The sequence below is a fragment of the Gimesia benthica genome, from assembly GCF_009720525.1.
Lineage (GTDB): Bacteria > Planctomycetota > Planctomycetia > Planctomycetales > Planctomycetaceae > Gimesia > Gimesia benthica.
In genome coordinates this window covers 6,338,360-6,361,768 of the sequence record NZ_CP043930.1, presented here as the reverse complement: position 1 = coordinate 6,361,768, position 23,409 = coordinate 6,338,360, and the positions used below count along the sequence as shown (strand labels likewise).

The following is a 23,409-nucleotide window of genomic DNA, read 5'->3' as shown; positions in this document are numbered from 1 at the left end:
TTTAGTCATCATGGAATTCCCAACGAGACCAGTATAACTTCCAGTTCTTTAGAGCTAATTGTCGCCAAAATTCATTAACCTTCCTCTTAACCCTGGGAGCATAATCGTTCCACAATGGACAGCAATTTCTCTAGAGGCTACTCGACCAACCGAAATCACCGGATCCCAGGGATTAATAGGAGCATTATTTTCATTTAGCGTTACAACAGCGGTTGTCTTCATTTTTGATCATACATTTTTCATCTCCTGCGATCATATCTCTACTGAATTGTTTGTAAGCCTCCGTTAGTTCATATTTGGGGGAAGGGAATGGATTTCATATACAGAGCGCATTGATAAAAAAGCTCACATTCCCCATTCTTCTCGCTTCAATTTGGAGAATGAAAAATGCTCACAAGTAAAAAGAAAAGATTAATTTAAGAGTCTATTCGAAGTTTAACTCGATCACATGCAGCAGCGATCGCACAGATTGAAGACACGATTTCTGTGTTGATTAAAACTCTGGAGCTTAAGGTCCCCGATTTCGGAGATCCAGAATTACAACCTGTCGTCGACGAAAAGACTTTCAGTATTACCTGGAAAAATCACACTTGTTTTCTTGGCAACACTTTGCTGTTTTGGCTTTTCCACAGACTCGCTCAATCCCCCAATCAATATGTTCCACATGTCGAGCTCCTTGATGATGTCTGGCATAGTGAAAGAAACTCATCAACAATCCGTGGAGTCGCCAAAAGACTACGAGATGAACTGATTGCGGCGGGTATGCTTCAACTTGCCTCCGCGATCGATGGAAGGGTTTCAGGACATTATGGGTTAATTTTTTCTTGGAATATTCAAAATCAAACATAATTCGAACGCATATCAAACGAGGATCAAACAGCCTCAGAACAGAATAGTACCAATTAGCATTTATAGTTTATTTTGGCTAGTTGGAAGCATTAGAGATGAGTACCCCAGGTTCGGACGCAACTCCTCCCGGATTGACTCCGGAAAAACAAACGATTCGAGCTGCGCAATACGTCAGGATGTCAACGGAACATCAACAGTACTCAACCCTCAATCAGCAAGACGTCATTCTTGAGTATGCCGAAAAACGAGGATTCAAAATCGTCAAAACCTATGCCGACCAAGGTAAAAGTGGTCTCAATGTTGCTGGTAGAAATGCATTGAGACAATTGATTACCGATGTGCAAGAAAACCGAGCCGATTTTGATGTGATACTCGTTTACGATGTCAGCCGCTGGGGAAGATTCCAGGATGCAGATGAGAGTGCTTACTACGAACATACATGCAAAAAAAGTGGAATTGAAGTCCACTATTGCGCTGAACAGTTTGAAAATGATGGAGGACCGACTTCCACGATTATTAAAAGTGTGAAGCGAGCGATGGCTGCTGAATACAGCCGTGAACTGTCATAAAAGTGTTCAAGGGGCAATGCCGTCTAATCGAGCTGGGATACCGTCAAGGGGGACCTCCCGGATATGGCCTTCGACGAATGCTGGTTGATATGAATGGTCATCCCAAATGTCAATTGGATCAGGGAGAACAAAAAAGTCTGCAGACTGACCGGGTTATACTTGTCCCTGGACCGGACACAGAAGTAAATAATGTCAATTGGATATATCAGCTTTTCGTTAAAGAGGGTAAGCGAGAAAGTGATATTGCCTCTATCCTGAATGAAAAAAAGATTCTGACTGATCTGGGACGTCAATGGAATCGGGGAACAGTAAGCCAGGTTTTGACAAATGAAAAGTATATAGGCAATAACGTATTTAATAGAACTTCATTTAAACTTAAGAAAAAACATGTTCGTAATTCACCTGAAATGTGGATCCGGGCTGACGGCGTTTTTGAGGCGATTGTACCACCAGAGATATATTATCAAGCGCAGGGTATTCTTCAGGAACGAAATCGTAAATTTACCAATGATGAACTGATTCTTCGATTAAAAGCTCTTTCTGAAAAACACGATCTATTGTCAGCTGCATTAATCGACGCGACTGAAGACATCCCTACATCATCAACCTATCGATCCCGATTTGGAAGCCTGATTAATGCTTACAAGCTTGCCGGCTATATACCAGACAGGAATTATCAGTACCTCGAAATCAATCGGCATCTCAGAAGTCTCTATCCCAATCTAATCGAGGATGTGAAACAAAAATTAGATACTGTGGGGGCTGTTGTCACACACGATTCCACCACTGACTTACTTCTCATAAATAACGAATACAGCGCATCCATGGTACTTTCCAGATGCAAGCCTACCGCTGCCGGATCATTGCGATGGCGTATCAATATGACCAATCGAGTCATGCCTGATATCACCATATTAGCGAGAATGGATTCTGCGAATTCCATGATTTCTGATTTCTATCTCTTACCAATGATGGATATTTCGGAGTCCAAATTACTGCTTTGTGAAACTAACGGTGTATACCTCGATACTTACCAATTCAATGATTTAGAGTATTTCACAAAACTCGCTGCCCGAGAAAAATTAAGGTGGTAACATGAAAAACAATCGCGACCTTGAGATTCACTTAATCCCCCTGGAACACATTTCCGTTCTGAATCCACGAGAGCGTGGTAAAAGAAAATTCGCTCAAATCATCAACAACATTGAAAAGCTAGGATTAAAGAAACCGATCACAGTCACTCCCAAAGAGCACACTCGTGGCAACCAGGAATATTATTTGGTCTGTGGCCAGGGGCGTTATGAAGCATACAAGATCTTAGGCGAGCCTGAGATTCCTGCATTGATCGTGAATGTAACAAAAGAAGAGTTGTTGCTTATGAGTCTGGTTGAAAATCTGGCGAGACGGCAGCACTCAACGCTCGAACTGGTTCGTGACATCAGTGATATGCGTGACCGGAATTACACATTCGCACAGATCGCCGAAAAAACTGCTCTGGAAGTGTCCTACGTGCGTGGCATTGTAAAGTTGCTCAAAAAGGGAGAAGAACGTTTACTCCAGGCAGTAGAAAAAGGACAGATCCCAATCAGCATCGCAGTAATTATCGCCAGCTCCAACGATCATCAGATTCAAAAAGCTCTGACTGAGGCATACGAGAAAAACACGTTACGTGGAAATAAATTACTGACTGCCCGGAAACTGGTAGAAAAAAGACGCATGAACGGAAAGGGGCTTAAACCCACTCCCCGAAAAAAGAAAGAAGACGAAGTCTCATCTCAGAAACTTTTACGCGTATATGAAGAAGAAACAGCAAAACAGAAACTCCTGATACATAAGTCCCGCTTATGCGAGACCCAACTGTTATTTGTGGTCTCAGCTCTGCGGCAATTATTTCAGGACGAGCAGATGACCACAATTTTGCAAGCTGAAGATCTCGATACACTTCCAGCATATCTTATTTCTCAAATCTATGGAGAAGCGACATGACTTCTAAAAAGAAGATCCACTTTGCATGTGAATCCAGAGTTCAATCGATTGCTATTTCGAGCATTTTACCTTTACACCGAATTTCCCCGAGTACTCGTAAGTCTAAAAAGTACCTTAGCATCTCAGCCTCAATTCAAAAACTGGGAATCATAGAGCCGCTGGTAGTCTTTCCTCAGGAAAACGGTAAGGAATTCTTACTTCTCGATGGGCATGTTCGGTATGACATCCTGATGGATTCTGGAGAGAAGAATGTAGACTGTCTGATTGCACTCGAAGATGAGGCGTTTACCTATAATCATAAAATCAACAGATTAAATGCTGTTCAAGAACACTTTATGATCATGAAAGCGATCAATAATGGGGTCTCCGAAGACACCATTGCTGCTGCCCTCAATGTGAATATCGCAAATATAAGAGAAAAGAAAAATTTACTGAATGGGATCTGCCCAGAAGTAGTGCAACTGCTGAGAGGGAAGCAAGCTAATGCCGATACCTTTCGACAACTTCGCAAAGCAAAAGCAATGCGACAGATTGAAATGGCGGAACTGATGTGTGCCACAACGAATTACTCAGCGCGCTATGCAAATTTTCTGATTGCATCGACCCCAGAAGATCAACTAATCGAATCGGCACAACCAAAAGAGAACAATGGTATCTCGCAAGCTGACTTAGCGCGTATGGAACGTGAAATGGAATCCATTACCAGAGATTTCAAACAGATCGAAGATACTCACGGTAAAAATACTTTGAACCTGGTGATTGTGATTGGCTATCTCAAAAAACTACTTAACAACGCCCGTGTCGTTAGGTATCTTGCATCCAATTATCAGGAATTATTGGATGAATTTCAAAAGCTATCAGAACTAAAAAGCTTGTCGGAGGAGACTAAATCCTGAAAAGTTTTCAAAATTGGCCCTAAGCTTTGAATAATCCTCAGTCATGAATAATGTCAGAAAATACACTTTAGCCGCACTCAAGATAGATCTAAATATCGAATATAGTAGAACTCCATTGCAAGAGCAGTGAGCAAATTGAACTTGAAATCCCCGATTCATTCACGCAAGATTTCAATCAAGAAGGAGTCACGAATATACCATGTGACTCTAAAGATCTATGAATTGAATCGGAGGGAATTCTCAGTGGATGATACAAACGACTTCGATGAAGAAACATTCCTCCGCGACCATTTTGAAGCATCGGAATTCCGTGGCCGGCTTGAGAATCCCTCATCCAGTCAAACGATTCTCAACCGCACTTGCGGCGATCAGGTCACTCTGGATCTGCTGATCAAGGACAACACAATTCAGGATGCAGCTTTTGAGGCACAGGGGTGCATAATCAGCCAGGCCGCGACTTCGATTCTCTGTGAATTCATCCAGGGACAACCAATCGAACACCTAAAACAATTCGGTGCACCGTCCATGTTGAAACAAATCCGCATTCCTCTCTCTCCACGCCGCATGCAATGCGGTCTTCTGGCATTTCAAGCTCTCAAACAGATCCTTTATTCCCTCGACGAACCCCAATCAGACTCAACGCCGGCAGACTGAGATTGGAATTTCACTAAAAGGATTACTACTGCTCAATGACACTCCCGAACCCTTCCTAAAGCCAAATCCAATTGTCTCAGCGCTCAATGCAGCGATTCAAAAATCGCACCGATTCCGCCCGCTTCACGAATTTAGTGTCGGCCCATACGAAGAGAAGTTGAGAGCCCGGAACGCAAACAGGTCTCAACTTTAAAACTAAATTCGTTCACGGGAAATTCAATTTTGCTGGTAGATGCTTAAGTTTCTGACCAGTAAGGAATTGGGGCATATGTTCATGACAACGGGATAGGAATATACAAATTAATCTCAAAATCCTCTTGATTGAGCGATCCCCTCTCGTAATATCTATCCACGAACGCAGTGTTCCCATGAATCCTGAAAATATGTATATATTTTCATTTCTTGTTGGCTTCGGTTCCACTTAACCGAACTTTTTGACAGATCCATCTGATCAATGATTTAGTTGGAGTCGGTCCCAGGGATGGGGAGTTTGGGGTGTCAAAGCTGATCTTAAGATCATTTCAGAGCCCGGGTGATATCCTGATGCTGACAGCGGCGGTCAGAGACCTGCATGTTGCTTATCCCAGTCAATACACCACCGATGTTCGAACCTCAGCCGATGATCTGTGGCTGAATAATCCCCACATCACGCCTCTCAATGAGCATGATGCTGATGTCTCAGTCATCGACATGCACTACCCGTTGATTCATCAAAGCAATCAGCGGCCTTATCACTTTCTGCATGGCTATGTGCAATACCTGGAACAGCAGCTGGGACTTTCGATTCCCGTCACCCAGTTCAAAGGTGACATTCATCTTTCTACTGAAGAGAAACAGTCTGCATTGCCCTGGAAAGAAATCAAGTCTCCTTACTGGATCGTGATGGCCGGGGGAAAATACGATTTCACTGCTAAGTGGTGGAATCCGGAGTTCTACCAGCAAGTCGTCGATCATTTTGCAGGACGGCTGCAGTTTGTGCAGTGCGGCCAGGCTGACCACTGGCACCCGCCACTCAAGAATGTCGTGAACCTGATTGGCAAGACCGACATTCGCCAGTTCCTGAAACTCATCTATCACGCGGACGGAATTCTGTGCCCGGTGACCTTTGCCATGCACGCTGCTGCAGCGGTAGAGACTCCTCCTGGAAAACCCAGAAATCGTGCCTGCGTAGTGATCGCCGGAGGCCGGGAACCGCCACAGTGGGAAGCATATCCGCACCATCGTTTTCTGAGCACCAACGGTGCGCTCACTTGTTGCTCAAACGGGGGCTGCTGGAAATCCCGTTGTCAGAAAGTGGGGGATGGAGATGACAAGGACCGTCGCAATCTCTGTGAACAACCCGTGGCTGTAAACGAGACGCTCTCCATCCCGCGCTGCATGCATCTGATTTCACCTAAAGAAGTCATTCACAATCTTGAACTTTATTATGAAGGAGGGGCCTTGAGCTACCAAAATCAACAGACGATCCCCCGTCGCATACGCGTCGAAATGGCAAACCGGTTACAAATACAAATACCAGCCAACGGAAGCAGCAGGACGTGCTGATTGAGTTCCGGCATGGCTTGGGAGATGCCGCTCAATTTACGAGCGTGCTCAAACATCTGCAGCAATTTTATCCACACTGGAACGTCGATGTTTCTGCCCTGGTAGGCAAGCATACCTGTTATCAGGGTTTGTGTCGCCAGATCTTTCGCTTGAGGGACGAAGAGGTCGACGCCTCTCATTATGACAAACGCTTCGCTCTGGACTGGGACGAATGTCACCACGATCATGAGTCCTGGCCCAGCACCAAAGTCGCCCGTTGCCTGCTGGAAATCTTTCGCTTAACACCTCGACCGGAATTGTGTACCTATAGTATCGAAACGGGTGAGCAGTCTCAGGCAGCGGCTGCGAACTATCTCAGTGAAATCACTGGCACGTCTGCTAATGCAGAGGGCCGATTCCCGGCAGTCCTCATTCATTACGAAGGCAATACGTCGGGCAGTAAGAAGAACCTGTCGCACGCCCTCATTCAGCAGGTGTGCGAAGATATCATCGATATCGGCTACGTCCCCGTCATCCTGGACTGGGATCAGCGGTCTCCATTAATCGATGGGCAACGCATTTTTAATCCGGACGCCAGGCACCCGTTATGGCAGGGGAAAGGCACAGGAGACGCGGAAACGCTGGCTGCCCTGATCGAAGCGTCCTCGCTGATGATCGGCGTTGACAGCGGCCCATTGCATGTTGCCGGAGCGACCACCACACCCACGATTGGAGTCTGGACTCACCATCATCCCGTTCACTTTTTTGACCTGGCTGATCACGTTCGTCATCTGGTTCCCAGAAATCATGCCCAGAAAGCCGCTGGTCCACGTTGTTTGGACTACTTCGAGCAAAACTATCACCACCGGGTCTATGATCAACTGGATCTGGAACTGCGGTCCATGGTGCTCAGCCAATTGTCTGATTCGGAAGACATCCATACGCCCGAAAACCTGGCCAACCGCGATTTTCTGAAGCAGCTCACCTCGACCGCCTACAACAAAACCTACTACGACGAACACAAACAGGCGGGCCTGGATTACCTGGGCTTCGGCGACTGGCAGATCAACTATGGGCGCTGGCTGGTTGACACTCTGGGTTGGGCCAACAAAAAAGTCCTTGATGTCGGCTGTGCCTGCGGTTCGATCGTACGCGGACTTGGAACCGCTGGGGCCGTGGTCCAAGGAGTCGACGTCAACGAATATATGATTCAGCGAGGCCGCCAGCAATGGCCTGATATGACTCCGCTGCTGCATATCTGCGATGCCGTGAATCTGCATCTATTTGATGATCAGAGTTGGGACGCCATTCACAGTGCCCAAGTTGCTGAGCACTGGAAGCCGGAACTGGTCCCGTTCATTTTGAAAGAATTACACCGCGTGACTACCAACAATGGTCTGTTTCTCTGTTTTCTCGATACCGAGGAACTCATGACTCGCCAGGGACGTAACGCCGTGGACGAAGATCCCACGCACATCTGCATTCGCCCACTGGAATGGTGGCACATGCAATTGAAAGCAGCGGGCTGGGAAGTCTGCACGGGGGAGTATGCAGCACAACTGGAACGGGCCGAGAACAGCTACTTACAGGAATACGACTGGGACTGGTTTCTTGCGCGAAAAGTAACGTTATGAAAGAGTTATGCATCATCGTGGTGAGCTGGAATCGTCCTCACTTCCTGCAGCAGACGCTGGCGTCCATCCAGCTAAGGAGGGAAGGATTGCAGACGGAAACTTACGTCGTGGATAACGGTTCTGATCAGGAAACACAAACCGTGATTCGCAACACAGACTGGCTCACCGGTTACTTACTGTTGGACCGAAATTACGGAATCAATGTGGCTTTGGAACGTATCTTGCCAGTGAACTATGTGAATCGTTTTTCTCACATTCTCATCAGTGATGCGGACATGGTTTATCAACGACCGTTCTCCCTGGCCATCAATTTACTGCGACACTATTCCAACTTTGGCGCCGTCAGTTATCAGCACAGTCCCGAACATATTGCATTGGGTGAATTTGAGGACGGACCTGAGACCTGGCAGCGTAAACAATCCGAACGCGGCTGCAGTCTGATTCTGGAAACAACGCGTCTGGAACAGATGCGACCGCTGCCAATCGACAACCTGAAAGACTTTGACTGGTGGGTCTGCCGAGACAGTCCCCATTCGCTGCAAAGCCGGGGAGAGCAGATCGCTGTCCTGCCCGGAGGAGCCCATCACCTGGGATGGAGAAATGGAGACTCCACCTGGCAAACCTGCGAGACCCCCGAATTTGAAACATATAAACGGTAAAGAACAAATCATGAAAAGAAATACTGCCTGCAATTGTGAGTCCGAGGGCTGGTGCTCTCGGCATAACGTCGAAAAAAACAAATCCTGCTTCCGCCTGTGCCAGTTCAGCGAAACGCACTTTGAACAATGGGAGCGGGGAACCGGCCCCGGCCAGCTCACGTCGGAACAGAGAGCGGAATTACTTTCTCGGGGGAACAAGCTCAAATTCAATCCCTCTCTGAAAGTCGCGGTAGCCATTATTGCCCACAATTATGGTGCCTTTCTGGAAGAGTGTATTGAAAGTGTGCTCAACCAGACAGTACCCGCTACGGAAATCTTCGTGGTCGATGATGCGTCAACAGATAACACCGCTGATATTGCGGCATCCTTTGCAGCAGAAGGGGTGAAGTATTTACGCGTTGATTTCCGTAACGTTCATAAAACCCGTCAGGCCGGCTTTGAAGCGACATCCTCTCCCATTGTCTGCTTTCTCGATGCCGACGATATTCTTTCACCTGATTATGTGGAACAAGGGTTGGCGGAGTTCACGAATGACCGAATCGCCGTGGTCTATTCCGACTGCCAGCTGTTTGGTGAAAGAACCGAATACCGCACGTACCCGGCCGTTTATGATGCTGGAAAACTGGAACTCGACAATTATATTCATGCGGGAAGTTTAGTCCGCCGAGATGCGATTGTCTTGAGCCGGGTCTTTGAAAAGATGTTCGATCCCGTTTACACACAAGGGGACTGGTTTTTATGGCGGCATACTTTACGTGATGGCTGGATGGCTGCCAAACAGAAGGCCGTTTATCACTATCGCCAGCATACAGCGAACTTTACGCATCTTATGCTGGAGAAAAGGTCAAAATATTTTCAATATGCGGCACTCGACCAGGAACAGGTGACGCTGTGTATTCCACTGTCGGGAAGAAAAACACTCTGGCCCGCATTGGCCGCCTTTCTGGAACGTCAGTCATGGCCGCATGATCAAACGCGACTTCTCTTAATCGACACCAGTCAAAGCGCGGAATTCAGTTCCCTCGTCAAAAACTGGGCAGCCCAGTCCGACTATCTTGCTGTGAATTACATTCAAACCGCAGTCGGCCCACCCCGCCTGGCAGACGACAACCGGCGGGAAGAAGAAATTCAGCAATCTGTGCGTCAGGCCATGGCACGGATTTACAATCGGCTGGCCCGCGAAGTCACCACCGAATATGTCTGGATTCTGGAAGACGATATTCTGCCACCGGATAATGTCTGCCAGCAATTACTGCTGGGCTTTGACGGCAAAACCGCTTCTGTGGCCGCCCCTTACCGTAGCCGCTATCACGGGGGATATTGTGCCTGGCAGGAAGGCTATCACAGCTTTCAAGAGCCTGGAGAGGGACTTCAGACGATCGCCGGCAACGGTTTCGGCTGCACGATCATTCGTGGCAGCCTGTTACGGCAGTCTATCTTCACATCCCAGGCTGATCCGCCTGATTTTGATCTCGCTTTCTATACTCGTCTCAAACAAACTGGGCTGGAAGCACGCATCGACTGGCGTTGTGAATGTGAGCACCGGGAAACGAATGCCGAAACCAACCAGGGAAAATGGGACACGCTGATTACCGGAGAACAGCGACCCTTCGGCGATGAAGTTACCTATCACCGGGCGGCGCAGTTTCTGGCAGACTGTGAACAAATTGAAGATTGGGGCTGTGGATTCGGTTGGTTTTCCAAAATATTCTCTGGACACAGTGACGCCGATGTTCAGAATCTCGATGGCACGAAAACGGAATACGCAGATCGAGTCGTCGATCTCTGTTCCTACCGCAGTCAATCCGAAGGCATCCTGTTACGCCACGTTCTGGAACACAACCATCACTGGCGGCAGGTGCTGGAAAATGCCCTAAGCTCGTTTCAACGCAAGTTGGTGATTGTGATTTACACACCCTTTGCAGAAGAGACTCATAACCGCGGTGACCATCAATTTGAAGATGGTACCACGGTCCCGGTGATTTCATTCCGACTGGAAGATCTGCAGAACTGTTTTGCGAAATATCCGGAAATCTCTGTCTCGGAAGAACATCTTGAAACAATGACTGAATATCGAGATGAGCGGATTTTTTACCTGGAAAAGATTAACTCAGCCGTACCGGCGGCAAACTGAAAATAACAAATCCCGATCATCGTGATGAAGGAGCGACGATGAAAACAAATCCGAAGATTGTGGTCCTGGGTGATCTGATCCTGGATCAGTACACGTGGGGCAATGCCGAACGGGTCAGCCCGGAAGCACCAGTCATGGTGCTCAAAACCGATCAACGAGAAACACGACTGGGGGGAGCCGCCAGTGTGGCCGCTTTACTCCGAGATCTGGAGATGCGTGTCTCACTGGTTGGTGTCGTAGGAAACGACACCAACGGACGCATTTTACAAAAACTGCTGGATGAATCGGGCATCGGTTCCCAATCCGTGCTAACAGATTCGCTGCGGCCAACGACGACCAAAGAACGGTTTATCGGTCGTGCCGCCGGTCGACATCCCCACCAGATGCTTCGCGTCGACGACGAATCGTCAGATCCAATTTGCGAGGAATTGGAATCGACACTACTTGAAGAGGTTCGTCAACAGTTGGCTGACTGTCAGGTCTTGTTGATTTCCGATTATGCCAAAGGGGTCTGCACGCCCCACTTGCTGAAACAGGTCATTGATCTAGCACATGCCCAACAGATTCCCGTTTTGATAGATCCCGCTGCTATAGACGATTTCAGCAGATATCGAGGGGCCGATCTGCTCAAGCCCAATCGGCTTGAAACGGTTCGGGCTACGGGACAAGCTGTCGAGACGCCGGAAGCAGCTCTGGAAGCGGCAACACAGCTTTGTGAGAACCTGGATCTTTCGCACACTCTTGTCACGCTCGACAGCCAGGGAATGGTGCTTGTCGGCAGGGGCGGTGAGAAAAAAATCTTCGCGACTCAAAAACGTGCTGTTTACGATATCACAGGTGCAGGCGACACTGTTCTGGCGGTTCTGGGCTTCGGACAGGCGACCGGTTTGCAGTTGGATGAGACCATCGTCTTGGCTAATCAGGCTGCCGGCTTACAGATTGAACATCTGGGCGTGGTAGGGATCAGTCGCGACGCACTGTTGACTAAGCGACAGCCTGAAACAACGAGCGCGGACGACAAGCTGGTGACTCTCGATCAGATGGCAAAAATGTCACAAGACTATCGCCTGTCTGGCAAGAAAGTCGTTTTCACTAACGGTTGTTTCGACCTGTTGCACATCGGGCACGTCACCTATCTCAAACAAGCAGCCGCATTGGGAGAGGTCCTCATCGTCGCTGTTAACAGCGATGCCAGTGTGAGCAGGCTCAAAGGCCCCGACCGCCCCGTCATCGGCGAACAGAATCGAGCCGCGCTCCTGTCGGCGCTGGCTAGCGTCGATCATGTGCTCATCTTCGATGAAGCTACCCCCCACAAACTGTTGAGGGAAATTCGTCCCGATGTCCTCGTGAAAGGGGGCACCTACCAGGTGGATGAAGTGATCGGTAAAGAAATCGTCTTCGGTTACGGAGGTGATGTCCGGATTACCGGGCAAATCGACGGCGTTTCGACAACAGATATTTTAGCCTCGGTAAAAGGATAAATAAGAAGATGAAAGTCACACCCTGTGAATGTACAAAGCCCGGCTGGTGCGAACGACACCAGTGTGAAAAATCGCGACATTATTATGAATTGTGTCGCAGGCGGCAGGATTATTTTGATCAATTTGAAAATGGCCAATCGATTCTGCAGCAGGTGAAACGTAGATTTCAGCTGCGAGAAGTGTGCCAGCATCGAGGAGACGTCGTGGATGAAGTGGAATGCCCTTCCTGTCGGGGGACCGTTAAGCTCAAGGTGTTTGATTGTGCTCAGCATGAATGCTGCACGGTGGCGAAATCTATTGATGGAATTTCCTGCTGTGTGAATTGTACTGATTTTGTAGCTGTTGATTCATCGTAAACCACAACCGACTCTCTCTACCTACTCATCAGTCAAATCATAAAACATAAAATCAAAGGAATGTAGCTATGGATAATAATTGCTGCCCAGAAGGTATGCCTACGAAACTATTAATAAGAGTTTTTGCCATTTTCGATCAATGTAAGAATCTCAATACTGAAGTGCTGATGGAATGGAAAGGAGATCTGTCAAGCTATATAGCCGTTCAAGACGGCGATGGGTATTCATTCAGTTTGAAGTGTCATGGAATTAATGAACAAACTGGAGAGCCCATCTTTAAGCTAAACTGGAGTTTACAAGATTGTGGAGGGGATGAAATATTTTCCGAGTTTGCAACTTGCTCTCCAGTAACAGCATTTTTCGGAACGACAGGTGTAACAGAAAGTTGTTGTGATGGAACTCCTCCTCCTCCCACCGGAGGACTTACAATTGATGTTTCTGATGGAGTACCAAGCCCGACCGCAAAACCACCTTCCGTTCCACCCTGTAATCCTGATTTTTATTGCTGTCCTCGTACGCCTGGAGGTAACGGCCCGGAAAGTGGATCAGGTGGTGATAATTCCGGAGAGGGTACACGTGGCACTACGGGAGCCGCAAATCCCGGACCTACTGGTCAATGCGATGGAATACGTTGTACTCCTTCAAATGATACAAATGGGAATTCAGGGTCAAGAGGAGGTTCTGGGCACTCTTCAGATAGATATGGTAAATGTTGTAAAGAAGGCGGAACATGTGGAACAGATTACTGTCGCTTACCGACCTATAGTGAAGCTCCTATCAGGTATGGCACAGGAGAATTTGACTACTGGGTGACTGACCTCAGTGTCAAAGGTTACGGCGTTCCCTGGGGACATACACGAAGTTTTCGTCCCCGCTTGGACCACTCAGAAACCATCGGTCAGGGCTATAACTGGCAGGTGAAGGAGTGGCCTTTCCTAGTGCAAGGGCCATCAGGTCTGGCTGGCACAGAAATTACAGAAGTTGTCATTCAAGGCGAAAGTGGTTCATCATTTTGGTTTGACAAAGTTGATGGGGAGTGGGTCCCCCGTTTCAATCTAAAATCGACGCTGGAACATGACACTGACAACAACGTCTACCGTTTGACAGATTTAAAAGGGAACGTCACCGAATATGATGACTACACTGGCATGTTCTACCGTCGGATTTCCCCTGCCGGTAACACAATCACGGTCACTGGTATGAGTAGTAATGGTTGTAATTTCACAACTGTGGAGCGTGAATACACGGAAAATAGTGTAACCACTACCGAAAAGTTTGAGTACGCCTATCAGGATGAAGGGGACCTACTCCTTTCCAGCGTCACATTGTCACGTAAAGTAGGTGCTGGCTCTTGGGAAAATATTTCGCGTGCGATCTACTCCTATTATGGCACCAATGAATCCTATGGCCTGGAAGAGGATTTAAAAACCGCAACCACCCAACAATGGGACGGCAGTGCCTGGCAGGATACCGGTACGAACTATTATCGTTATTATAAAACTCTCACCTCAGGCAGCAGTAGCTCCAGCAGTTCCAGTTCCTCTGGTGGAGAGAACGGCTTTGCCCATCAGCTCAAATACATTTTGAACAAGGAAGCCTATAACAAACTGGCTGCTGACCCCAATGTCTCTGATCCGTTGACGGCAACTGATGCACAAGTTGCGCAATATGCTGACTTTTATTATGAATTTGATTCACAGCGGCGTGTCACCAAAGAAATGGTCCAGGGAGGCTCACGTACTTTCACATTCAGCTATGAAGAAAGCGGTTTCGATGACGACTATAATGCCTGGAAAACCAAAACGACTGAAACTCTGCCTGACGGCAGTCAGAACATCGTCTACTGCAACTATGCCAGCCAGCCGATGCTCAAGATCCTTAAATCAGGTAATGATGAATGGTATGAGTTCTTCAAATACGACGATTCTGCCAATGTGATTTTTTACGCCAGTTCCTCGGCCATCAGTGGCTACGATGATCAATATTCCGACCTTCTGCATGAAGTCAGCGGTAACTATCAGTATCTTCAGGATAATAGTGGTTTGATTCGGACCTATACCTACCACGCCCCCACCAACTGGCTGGCATCCAGCAGTGTCCAAGAAGGAGAGTTAGGAACGTCGATCAAACTGCTGGAGCGGGAATATATTTCCTATGGAAGTGAAAGTTCGTCTTCTTCATCCTCATCTTCTTCTGCCAGTGTTCAGACTTATTTTCTATCCAAAGAAATTTCGTATCCTTCAGATACCGATCAGACGAAAAAGATCATCACTTCGTACTCCTATACCTGGTATGAAGGAACGTGTCAGATAAAAGAAATTACGACAACACTCCCCGTCATTTCTACTAGTCAAAATGGGGCCGGTATCGCTAATACACGGAAAGAATACTTCGATGAATACGGGTACCTGACCTGGATGATGGATGAACGAGGTTATATAAACCATTCAGTTTACGATATCCCTTTAGGAACTCTTACACAACGAATCCAGGACATTGACACTGGTGCAGCATCAGGTGTGCCAGCAAGCTGGACAACTCCTTCTGGTGGTGGTCTGAATTTAGTAACACATTATGAACACGATGAGCAAGGCCGCATAACACAATCACTGGGGCCCTCTCATTCAATCGATCTGGATGGAGTGGCAACGACAGTCAGAACTGCAAATTGGTTTGTCTATAAATCAGATGTAGATGAAAACCAAACCTGGCAAGCACAAGGTTACGCCACCGGAAATTCGCCAAACTATAACTACACCATTAGTAATCCAGTCAGTATTTTCAAGACTGACAAAAATGGAAATTTACTGGAAAGTATTCGTGCCACACGTGCTTCAACATCTGGGAAACTACTTCCGACAGACACATTTGCACAAACTTCTTATGTGAGCTGGATAACCAACCAGTACACCGAATGTTGTTTGCTAGAATCAACCCGCGCTTATCACAGCATTCCAAGCTCTGGAACTGGTGCTGCAGGAACCAATTATGATCAGGTTGATTATGGTTATGATTCGCTGAAACGTCGTAACCGAACAACAACTCCGTTACTGTAACATCTCTTCTGTAAATTACCTGTGTGCCGGAGTGGTGCTTGTTATTTGAGCGTAGCGAAAATAACAAGCACCACTCCGGCGAGCCCTTGAAAGGGTGGGCCAGATCGGTTTCTTTTTAATGTTTTCCACAACAGAAAAGGAACTCCAACCATGGCCCACCAACAACAATCTAACAACATTCTCGACGCTGTCCAGCTCCTGGCCGATCATGGATTCGATGAAATGTCGCAAGCACTCCAGATCCTGTTCAACGAAGCGATGAAGCTGGAACGTTCCGAATACCTCGGTGCCGAACCGTATCAACGCAGCGTAACACGCCGTTCTTATGCCAACGGTTTCAAGCCAAAATCATTTCAAAGTCGCCTCGGAAAGCTGGAACTGCAAGTGCCCCAGACACGCGATGGCGACTTTTATCCCTCTGCACTGGAACGCGGCGAACGGAGTGAACGCGCACTGAAGCTGGCAATCGCTGAAATGTATGTTCAAGGCGTCTCTACCCGTAAGGTCGCCAAAATCACCACCGAACTCTGTGGATTTGATGTCACCAGTACACAGGTCAGTCGGGCAGCGAAACTGCTCGACGAAGAGCTGGAAACGTGGCGTAATCGACCGCTGGGGCAGGTGGAATACCTGATCCTCGACGCCCGCTATGAAAAAGTTCGCGTGGAAGGCAGCGTGCGGGACTGTGCCGTGCTGATTGCGATCGGCGTCCTGGCCAGCGGTCATCGGAGCGTACTCGGAGTGTCTGTGTCGCTCTCCGAAGCCGAAGTCCATTGGCGTGAATTCCTGGGTTCACTCAACCAGCGCGGACTGCATGGCGTGAAGCTGATCGTCAGTGATGCACACGAAGGCCTGAAAGCGGCACGACAGAACATGCTCGCTGGCACGCCCTGGCAGCGTTGCCAGTTTCATTTGATGCAAAACGCGATGCAATACGTTCCCAAGGTTCATTTGCGCAAACAGGTGAGCGATGAATTACGCAATATCTTTAATGCCAGAGACCTGGATGATGCGCTGAATGAACTGAAACGGTTCGTTTCCACTCATGAAAAAACAGCTCCGAAACTGGCGAGTTGGGCGGAAGAAAACATCCTGGAAGGACTGACCGTATTTACCATCCCTGCCGGTCATCGCAAGCGGATGCGAACCACAAACATGCTCGAACGGCAGAATAAGGAATTAAAACGGCGTACCCGCGTAGCGGGACTGTTTCCCAATGAGGAGTCGTTGCTGAGGCTGGTGACCGCGGTCCTGGTGGAACTCAGCGACGACTGGGAAACCGGCATGAGATACCTGACAATTTAATGCTGATCACAGAGACCGAAGGCCCCGGAAATTTACAGAATGTTTGTTGCTTTATCACAACTCCAGGAGGTACGATTGCATTGAACGTGCTTGATGTGCGTGGAAATGTGACCAAGACCTTTATTGGAACCAATGATTCTGAGGCTACAAATCAGGATCCGACAGGCGGTGGTGCTCCTGGAAATAACATGGTGCAAGTCACAGGCTTTGAGTATGACGGGGGAATTGCCGGTGGTGACAATAATCTGACCAAACAAACAGAGTATGCCACTGATTCAGATACTCGCATCACGTCATTTACCTATGATTGGCGGAACCGAAATATAGATACAGATGGTGAAATTACTTACTTCCAGAGACTCTATTACGATAATCTAAATCGCATCACGAAAGCAGAACAATTTGATACAACCTCAGCAGGCAATTTAGTTACACGCTCAGAAAACAAATATGATGACCTCAGTCGTATTTTTCAGACGATTCGCTACGGTATTGATTCGAGTACTGGTACCGTGGGAAATAGTCTGACTGATAATACCTGGTATGATGCTGCCGGAAATATTATCAAACAGTTGCCTGCTGGATCTGATTTATTTATTAAACAGATTTATGATAGTTTAGGACGTCGTACGACAACATATTGGGCATATGATCTGGACGAGACAGATTACGCTGATGCTGGATCAGTTATTGATGATATTGTGATTGAACAAACTGAAACCGCTTATGATGATGCAGGAAACGTTATTCAAAAGAATTCTCGTCAAAGATATCATGATGCGGCCGCCAGCCAGACAGGCGCCTTGCAAAACCCCAGCACCACTCCTAAAGCAAGAGTGACGTACCTAGCTACATATTCGGATGCAATTGGACGTCGTATCGCAACTGTCAATTATGGAACTAATGGTGGAACTTCACTAACCCGCACCAGCACAATCCCTTCTCGCTCTGATACAGTATTGGTTACCAGTAAGTCTTATGATTCAGCAGGAAGGTTTTATCAGACTACTGATCCTGCAGAAAAAGTAATTCAAACTGAATACGATGCTCGTGGGCGAGAAATTCAACGAACGATGAATGTGCAGGCAAGTTCTTCCAGCAGTAGTTCGAGTGGATGCCCCGAATCCCTGGATGCGAATATTATTGTTACAACGGATTACAATGCTGATGGAAATATTAGTAATATCGTCGCCAATAATAGTCTCAGTGGGAATCAGACAACCACATATACTTATGGGACTACACTTTCTGATTCAGAAATTGCCACTACTACTTTGAAAAGATCTGAAACTTATCCCGATTCCGAGGATAGCTCGGATGTAATTTTTTTCAAATACAATCGGCAAAATCAGATTACCGAGATCCAGGACCAAGGAAATACCGTTCATTCATATGATTTCGACAAACTAGGACGTCAGACTCAAGATCGAGTCACAGCCTTGGGAACCGGAGTAGATGGTGCTGTCCGTCGCATCGCGACGACTTACGAAGTACGCGGCATGAAGGACACTGCGTCAAGCTTTGATAATGCAAGTGTTGGCTCTGGAGCAATCGTGAACGAAGTAAAGTTTGCGTATAATGATTTTGGTCAACTCATTACGGATTACCAATCACATTCGGGAGCGGTGAATACGTCAACAACTCCGAAAGTACAGTACGAATTCGCAAATGGCAGCGATAATACAATTCGCCCTACGACATTGACTTACCCTGATGGTCGCATCCTGACCTATAATTATGGTGCATCTGATAAAATAGATAATGCGATCAGCCGCGTGGCTGCTTTGGTAGACAATGATATGAGTTCCACACATTTGACAGACTATTCCTATTTCGGTTTAAGAAACTTTGTCGAAGTAGATTATACAGAACCCGATGTAGAGTATACTTTAATTGGAACAGCTGGAGGAAATGATCCTGATACAGGTGATATCTACCGTGGTCTAGATCGCTTTGGGCGAGTAAAAGATTCATACTGGTACGATTATAGTTCATCAAGCGAGGTGGAGCGGATTCAGTATGGCTATGACCGGGTAGGTAGTCGCACCTATCGAAAAAATGTGGTCGCTGACACATTATCAAAAAAATTTGATGAACTATACAACTATGATGGAATCAACCGTCTCAAAGACATCGATCGAGGAAAGTTAAACAGCCTTAAAGATGCGATTACGGATCTCCAATTCGCTGAATGCTGGTCTCTCGATCAAACCGGGAATTGGTCGAATTATCGGCAAGATGATACGGGTAATGGAACTTGGGATCTGAATCAAAGTCGCACGAATAACAAAGTCAATGAGATCACTGATATTACCGAATCCGCAGGCCCGAGTTGGGTGACTCCTGCCTATAATAAAGCAGGAAATATGATCTCGATGCCTAAACCTGCTGATCCAACAACAAGTTTTTCAGCGACCTACGATGCCTGGAATCGAGTGGTGAGAATTGTTGAGGGAGTAAATACTGTTGCCGAGTATGAATACGATGGTGTCAAACGGCGAGTCATCCAGAAATCCTATACTGGAGGTGTACTCAATGAAACCCGTCATCTCTATTACACTGAACCTAATCAATGGCAGGTACTCGAAGAAAGAGTGGGGAGTTCAACAGACCCAGAACTTCAGTTTGTTTGGGGGTTAAGGTACCGAGACGATTTGGTGTTGAGAGACCGCGATACAACAAACAATGGAACCCTCAATGAACGTCTCTACGGATTGCAGGATGGGAATTGGAATGTGACATCAATCATTAATACATCAGGCATTGTTCAAGAACGATTTAACTATGATGCTTATGGTAAACCACAGTTTCTGGACAGTTCATTTAATAGCCAAATTTCTTCATCTTTTGATTGGGAAGTATTGTATTGTGGATATTGTTGGGAAACGTCGACTGAGTTATTCCATGTCAGAAATAGAGTTTATCATTCTACTCTTGGATGCTGGATTCAGCGAGATCCAATTGGATACGCGGATGGCCCTAGTCTTTACCAATATTGCAATTCCTTTCCCTTAAATCACACGGATTCTAGTGGGGAAGGAGCTGTGCTGGTATTGGGCGCTATTGTTGGATTCTTCTGTGCCCTCTGGCTATTGGCAACAATCGCCAAGACTCAAGGGTGCCGCTCGATATGCGACTATCCTGGATGTGTATCAGATTGCATGGATGAACTTGAAGGATCGTATGCAGATAATCTGCAAGATTTTGCTGGAGCAGGATGTGTAATTGGACTAGTAATTTGTCTCCTTAGGGTTGCGTTTAACCAGCTAACACCTGGAGGAGGTACAGGCTATCCTCCAGGAGGTTCTCCAGGGAATAACCAGGGGAATCCACTGTGGAATTCCTTGACGGCATGTAAAAAATGTCCTGAAAATAAGAATGTCGCTTAAGAGACAGTGGAAAGTTCAAACTGGATTTTCAACACATTTATTGTAAAGTTAGTATTAAAGATTATGCTAGTACCCTGCAATGTTTGGAAATATTGCAGGGTACAACACAATTGCTTCTTAATCTAGGAGTCATTTTAATCAAGTTTTCGCAACCTATGAGGTAATTAGTACAATGTCAAATGACCTACGCTTCAGCACGTACTTATGTATTTGTTTTATAGTGGGGGTAGCAACTTATGGGATTACATTTCTAGATGAAGTGGGTAGAAGTGTTGTCATAAGGGTTTGTATGAGCAGCTATATTGCTCTTTTGTTGAGTTTACTTTTGGTGGCATGTAAGATATATCAACTAAATAAGAATTCGTGTGGGTGGGATCACCAAACTATAATCTCGAAGAGCAGTGCCAATATTCATCTGTTTGTTTCTGTTATCACACTTTCATTTGGCTTCATAATCGGAACGATTATAAACTCGTCACAAATAGATGATCTATCTCTTAATATGCAATCTAGCATAATCACCTTGATTTTGGGCGTCAGTATAATTAGCATAGTTATTTCTTTCATTAAAATTTGTCAACTCGAAAAGATCAAAGAGGATTCGAGTAACAAATTAAAAAAATAATGGAGTGACTTTGTATCCAATTCTGTACCAGTTGGAATGCGAGTGAACAAGGGTTTTCAGACTAGGCATGCTTGGTCTGAAAACTTCGCAAACTACTGAGGCGTCCTATTGCCCAATGCAATGTAGGGACGCCACTCGTTGTAATCCTTACGCCAGGAATCCAGTTTTTCCTGAGCATCTTCCAGTGACAGGAACCAGTGCTGGTTCAGACATTCCTGTCGCAGTCGACCGTTGAAGGATTCAATAAACGCATTATCTGTAGACTGAAGTCAAGCTCCACCCGGTTCCAGTAAGCCCACCAGTCCAGACTCTTCGAAATATATTCAGAGCCGTTGTCGACTCGAATCGTTTCCGGATGGGCGCCACGCTGTTGCGTTGGTCTGCTTTTCAAAAACTGCTCCAAATGTTATGAAGGTTCTTAGCGTCCTTTTGACGAGGAGAACTTTTGATGAACAAGCGAAGAAAACGTCACAACCCCGAGCAGATTGTCCGCAAGCTGCGTGATGCAGATGCGATGCTGAATGCCGGTAAAGATCTGGCATCCGTGCTGCAGATCCTGGAAGTCAGTGAATCGACTTATCTGCGCTGGCGGAATCAGTATGGCGGCATGAAATCGGAAGAAGCCAAGCGTCTCAAACAACTGGAAGATGAGAATAAACGACTGAAAGAACTGGTCGCTGATTTGTCTCTGGACAACAAGATGCTGAAATATATCTCGGAGGGAAACTGGTAAGCCCTTCCCGAAAACGAGCCGCCGTCAAAGCGATCCAGAATGAGTTCCGTGTCTCTGAGCGGAGAGCTTGTGTGGTTCTGGATCAGCCTCGTTCCACTCAGCGTTACCAGTCGAGCCCACGCATTGATGAGCCGTCTCTGGTCAAACGCTTGTATGAGCTGGTGCGGTCACGGCCCCGGTTCGGCTATCGCTGGATCGCCAGGCTACTGCAGCGGGAACCGGGGACAGAATCAGCGTCAGATCGCTAGCGAGCTGAATACACATCAGGCGACCGTCCAGCGAGCTTTAAAACTGGACAGACTGCTGCATGAACACAGTCTGTCCAGCCCATATGAACTTCTAACGGGCCCTCCTGCGGAGGAAGAAAACAGAAAGGTAAAAAGGAGTCGGAACAACCGCTATAACTTCGAACCACTGCCGGGATACATCCCACCTTATATCTGATATTCCCCCTGAATTAATCACGCTTGTGTCTCATGGCCTCATACTAAAAAGTATGAGGCCATTTTTATTGATGCGACAGTCATAGCGCGGAGAGTCACGATCTGACTCTGTCAAGGCAGCCGGCCATTGCTGGAGCATGGTCCTGGATCAAAAGGAGTTTTGAGCACTTGAATTACAGTGTTACTGTAAAATGTCTGGCACAGCAGATAATGGGCAGATGTACCTTGAAATAACTCGTGCATGTCTATAGGCGGGAAAAATGGAAGGCCACTGTGATTTAAAAGGGACTGCCACAGTTCTGTAGCGTTAATAAGTTGATGAAGCTGAATTACAGTCTGAAATTCAATAATATCGTAAAACTCGGGAGCTCTTTTCATCATGAAAAAAACACAAAGAAAACTGATACCATCACAAACTGTTCAAAATCGGCCAGTAATTAGACAAAGCCCGCTTTTCGAACTGATGGTGCTTGTTGCTGAAGATGTTTGTAAAAAACTGGAAAGTGCATCTGCTTGTAAAGGAAAGTTGAACTCTGATTCTGCTCAAGAAAGTTGATATTAAAAATTTCATCATTACCCCAAAGAGTATTATTGATTCACCACCTAGATTCTCTGGCCGATCTTCAGATCGGCCAGAGCCTATTTTTTATTAGCTATCAGACTAACCCGACCGACTGAAGATGATGTGGTGGCAGCTCTGGATCGAGTTAAAGCGGCTCGAGGCTGTCCCCAGTCAATCCGTGTGGATACCTGGCCACGCAGGATCAGAACCTCTGCTTGTGCTTCACATTCCAGGCAACGTATCTCTCCGTAATCACTGGAATGTAATAGATGGCGAGCACCGGCGGCGGACAAGCTGCACACCCCTCTTTCGCCAGCGCTCGCCGGGAGAGTTTCGAGAGAAGGCTGCCCCTTGAAAACCCTTAGCTGTCTGTGCTGAATAGATACCTTCAATTTCGCCAACTGTGCCCAGACAGTCAAATCTTTTCGGGCGGTGATCGGAAGCCAAATTGCTCTGCTCACCTGCTTCCACTCCGTTTCAACAGGCGAGCAGAACAGCTATTGATTCAAAAAAGCACTGAGTCCTGTGAATGGTGTCATTCGTGGGCCCTGGTC

The 23,409-nt window shown here is 46.8% G+C and carries 15 protein-coding genes and 2 pseudogenes; 16 read left to right on the top strand and 1 reads right to left on the bottom strand.

Features of this window, described 5'->3' with window-relative positions:
• Positions 1-486: 486 nt before the first annotated feature.
• The 13 genes and pseudogenes from F1728_RS24690 to F1728_RS24630 all read left to right on the top strand — a co-directional run bounded on the left by F1728_RS24690 (position 487) and on the right by F1728_RS24630 (position 20,492).
• Positions 487-849, top strand: coding sequence for a helix-turn-helix domain-containing protein (locus F1728_RS24690; protein WP_155366303.1), 363 nt, complete (start codon positions 487-489; stop codon positions 847-849).
• Between the two features lie 95 nt (positions 850-944).
• Positions 945-2,512 (top strand): annotated as a pseudogene (locus F1728_RS32670) (recombinase family protein).
• A 1-nt stretch (position 2,513) separates the two neighbouring features.
• Positions 2,514-3,404 (top strand): plasmid partitioning protein RepB C-terminal domain-containing protein, encoded by an 891-nt coding sequence (locus tag F1728_RS24680; RefSeq protein WP_155366302.1) that lies wholly within the window; start codon positions 2,514-2,516, stop codon positions 3,402-3,404.
• Positions 3,401-4,300 carry a plasmid partitioning protein RepB C-terminal domain-containing protein gene (locus F1728_RS24675; protein WP_145043902.1) on the top strand — a complete coding sequence of 300 codons (900 nt, stop codon included), beginning with the start codon at positions 3,401-3,403 and terminating at the stop codon, positions 4,298-4,300. The genes F1728_RS24680 and F1728_RS24675 overlap by 4 nt, the downstream gene beginning before the upstream one ends.
• Before the next feature lie 243 nt (positions 4,301-4,543).
• Positions 4,544-4,954: an iron-sulfur cluster assembly scaffold protein gene (locus F1728_RS24670; protein ID WP_194242507.1), complete on the top strand. Its 411-nt coding sequence runs from the start codon at positions 4,544-4,546 to the stop codon at positions 4,952-4,954.
• Positions 4,955-5,449: 495 nt separating this feature from the next.
• Complete coding sequence (locus F1728_RS24665; protein ID WP_228030333.1) at positions 5,450-6,499, top strand: glycosyltransferase family 9 protein; 1,050 nt, start codon at positions 5,450-5,452, stop codon at positions 6,497-6,499.
• The gene (locus F1728_RS24660; protein WP_155366301.1) at positions 6,493-8,112 is read left to right on the top strand and encodes a methyltransferase domain-containing protein; all 1,620 of its coding nucleotides are present in this window, start codon (positions 6,493-6,495) and stop codon (positions 8,110-8,112) included. Before F1728_RS24665 ends, F1728_RS24660 begins: the two co-directional genes overlap by 7 nt.
• Positions 8,109-8,771: a glycosyltransferase family 2 protein gene (locus F1728_RS24655; RefSeq protein WP_194242506.1), complete on the top strand. Its 663-nt coding sequence runs from the start codon at positions 8,109-8,111 to the stop codon at positions 8,769-8,771. The genes F1728_RS24660 and F1728_RS24655 overlap by 4 nt, the downstream gene beginning before the upstream one ends.
• A 10-nt stretch (positions 8,772-8,781) precedes the next feature.
• Positions 8,782-10,905 (top strand): glycosyltransferase family 2 protein, encoded by a 2,124-nt coding sequence (locus F1728_RS24650; RefSeq protein WP_194242505.1) that lies wholly within the window; start codon positions 8,782-8,784, stop codon positions 10,903-10,905.
• Between the two features lie 38 nt (positions 10,906-10,943).
• Positions 10,944-12,386, top strand: a complete 1,443-nt coding sequence (gene rfaE2 / locus F1728_RS24645; RefSeq protein WP_155366298.1) for a D-glycero-beta-D-manno-heptose 1-phosphate adenylyltransferase — start codon at positions 10,944-10,946, stop codon at positions 12,384-12,386.
• 424 nt (positions 12,387-12,810) lie between these two features.
• On the top strand, positions 12,811-15,798 hold the full coding sequence (locus tag F1728_RS24640) for a hypothetical protein (RefSeq protein ID WP_155366297.1): 2,988 nt from the start codon (positions 12,811-12,813) through the stop codon (positions 15,796-15,798).
• Positions 15,799-15,948: 150 nt separating this feature from the next.
• Complete coding sequence (locus F1728_RS24635) at positions 15,949-17,103, top strand: IS256 family transposase (RefSeq protein ID WP_155363077.1); 1,155 nt, start codon at positions 15,949-15,951, stop codon at positions 17,101-17,103.
• Positions 17,103-20,492, top strand: coding sequence for an RHS repeat domain-containing protein (locus F1728_RS24630; RefSeq protein WP_155366296.1), 3,390 nt, complete (start codon positions 17,103-17,105; stop codon positions 20,490-20,492). Before F1728_RS24635 ends, F1728_RS24630 begins: the two co-directional genes overlap by 1 nt.
• Positions 20,493-21,209: 717 nt before the next feature.
• Here F1728_RS24630 and F1728_RS24625 read toward each other — a convergent pair.
• Positions 21,210-21,475, bottom strand: a pseudogene (locus F1728_RS24625) (integrase core domain-containing protein); the annotation flags it as partial.
• A gap of 90 nt (positions 21,476-21,565) precedes the next feature.
• Here F1728_RS24625 and F1728_RS24620 point away from each other — a divergent pair.
• From F1728_RS24620 to F1728_RS24610, 3 genes are all read left to right on the top strand, one after another.
• Positions 21,566-21,850: a transposase gene (locus F1728_RS24620; protein ID WP_155366295.1), complete on the top strand. Its 285-nt coding sequence runs from the start codon at positions 21,566-21,568 to the stop codon at positions 21,848-21,850.
• A gap of 71 nt (positions 21,851-21,921) precedes the next feature.
• Complete coding sequence (locus tag F1728_RS24615; RefSeq protein WP_155366294.1) at positions 21,922-22,098, top strand: hypothetical protein; 177 nt, start codon at positions 21,922-21,924, stop codon at positions 22,096-22,098.
• A 574-nt stretch (positions 22,099-22,672) separates the two neighbouring features.
• Positions 22,673-22,849 carry a hypothetical protein gene (locus F1728_RS24610; protein WP_155366293.1) on the top strand — a complete coding sequence of 59 codons (177 nt, stop codon included), beginning with the start codon at positions 22,673-22,675 and terminating at the stop codon, positions 22,847-22,849.
• Positions 22,850-23,409 lie beyond the last annotated feature (560 nt).

What these genes read in the sequence shown, in the direction of transcription:
- F1728_RS24650 (WP_194242505.1), top strand. Translation starts at nt 8,782, where the DNA reads ATGAAAAGAAATACTGCCTGCAATTGTGAGTCCGAGGGCTGGTGCTCT.
- F1728_RS24640 (WP_155366297.1), top strand. Translation starts at nt 12,811, where the DNA reads ATGGATAATAATTGCTGCCCAGAAGGTATGCCTACGAAACTATTAATA.
- F1728_RS24655 (WP_194242506.1), top strand. Translation starts at nt 8,109, where the DNA reads ATGAAAGAGTTATGCATCATCGTGGTGAGCTGGAATCGTCCTCACTTC.
- F1728_RS24635 (WP_155363077.1), top strand. Translation starts at nt 15,949, where the DNA reads ATGGCCCACCAACAACAATCTAACAACATTCTCGACGCTGTCCAGCTC.
- F1728_RS24680 (WP_155366302.1), top strand. Translation starts at nt 2,514, where the DNA reads ATGAAAAACAATCGCGACCTTGAGATTCACTTAATCCCCCTGGAACAC.
- F1728_RS24620 (WP_155366295.1), top strand. Translation starts at nt 21,566, where the DNA reads ATGAACAAGCGAAGAAAACGTCACAACCCCGAGCAGATTGTCCGCAAG.
- F1728_RS24610 (WP_155366293.1), top strand. Translation starts at nt 22,673, where the DNA reads ATGAAAAAAACACAAAGAAAACTGATACCATCACAAACTGTTCAAAAT.
- F1728_RS24630 (WP_155366296.1), top strand. Translation starts at nt 17,103, where the DNA reads ATGCTGATCACAGAGACCGAAGGCCCCGGAAATTTACAGAATGTTTGT.
- F1728_RS24675 (WP_145043902.1), top strand. Translation starts at nt 3,401, where the DNA reads ATGACTTCTAAAAAGAAGATCCACTTTGCATGTGAATCCAGAGTTCAA.
- rfaE2 (WP_155366298.1), top strand. Translation starts at nt 10,944, where the DNA reads ATGAAAACAAATCCGAAGATTGTGGTCCTGGGTGATCTGATCCTGGAT.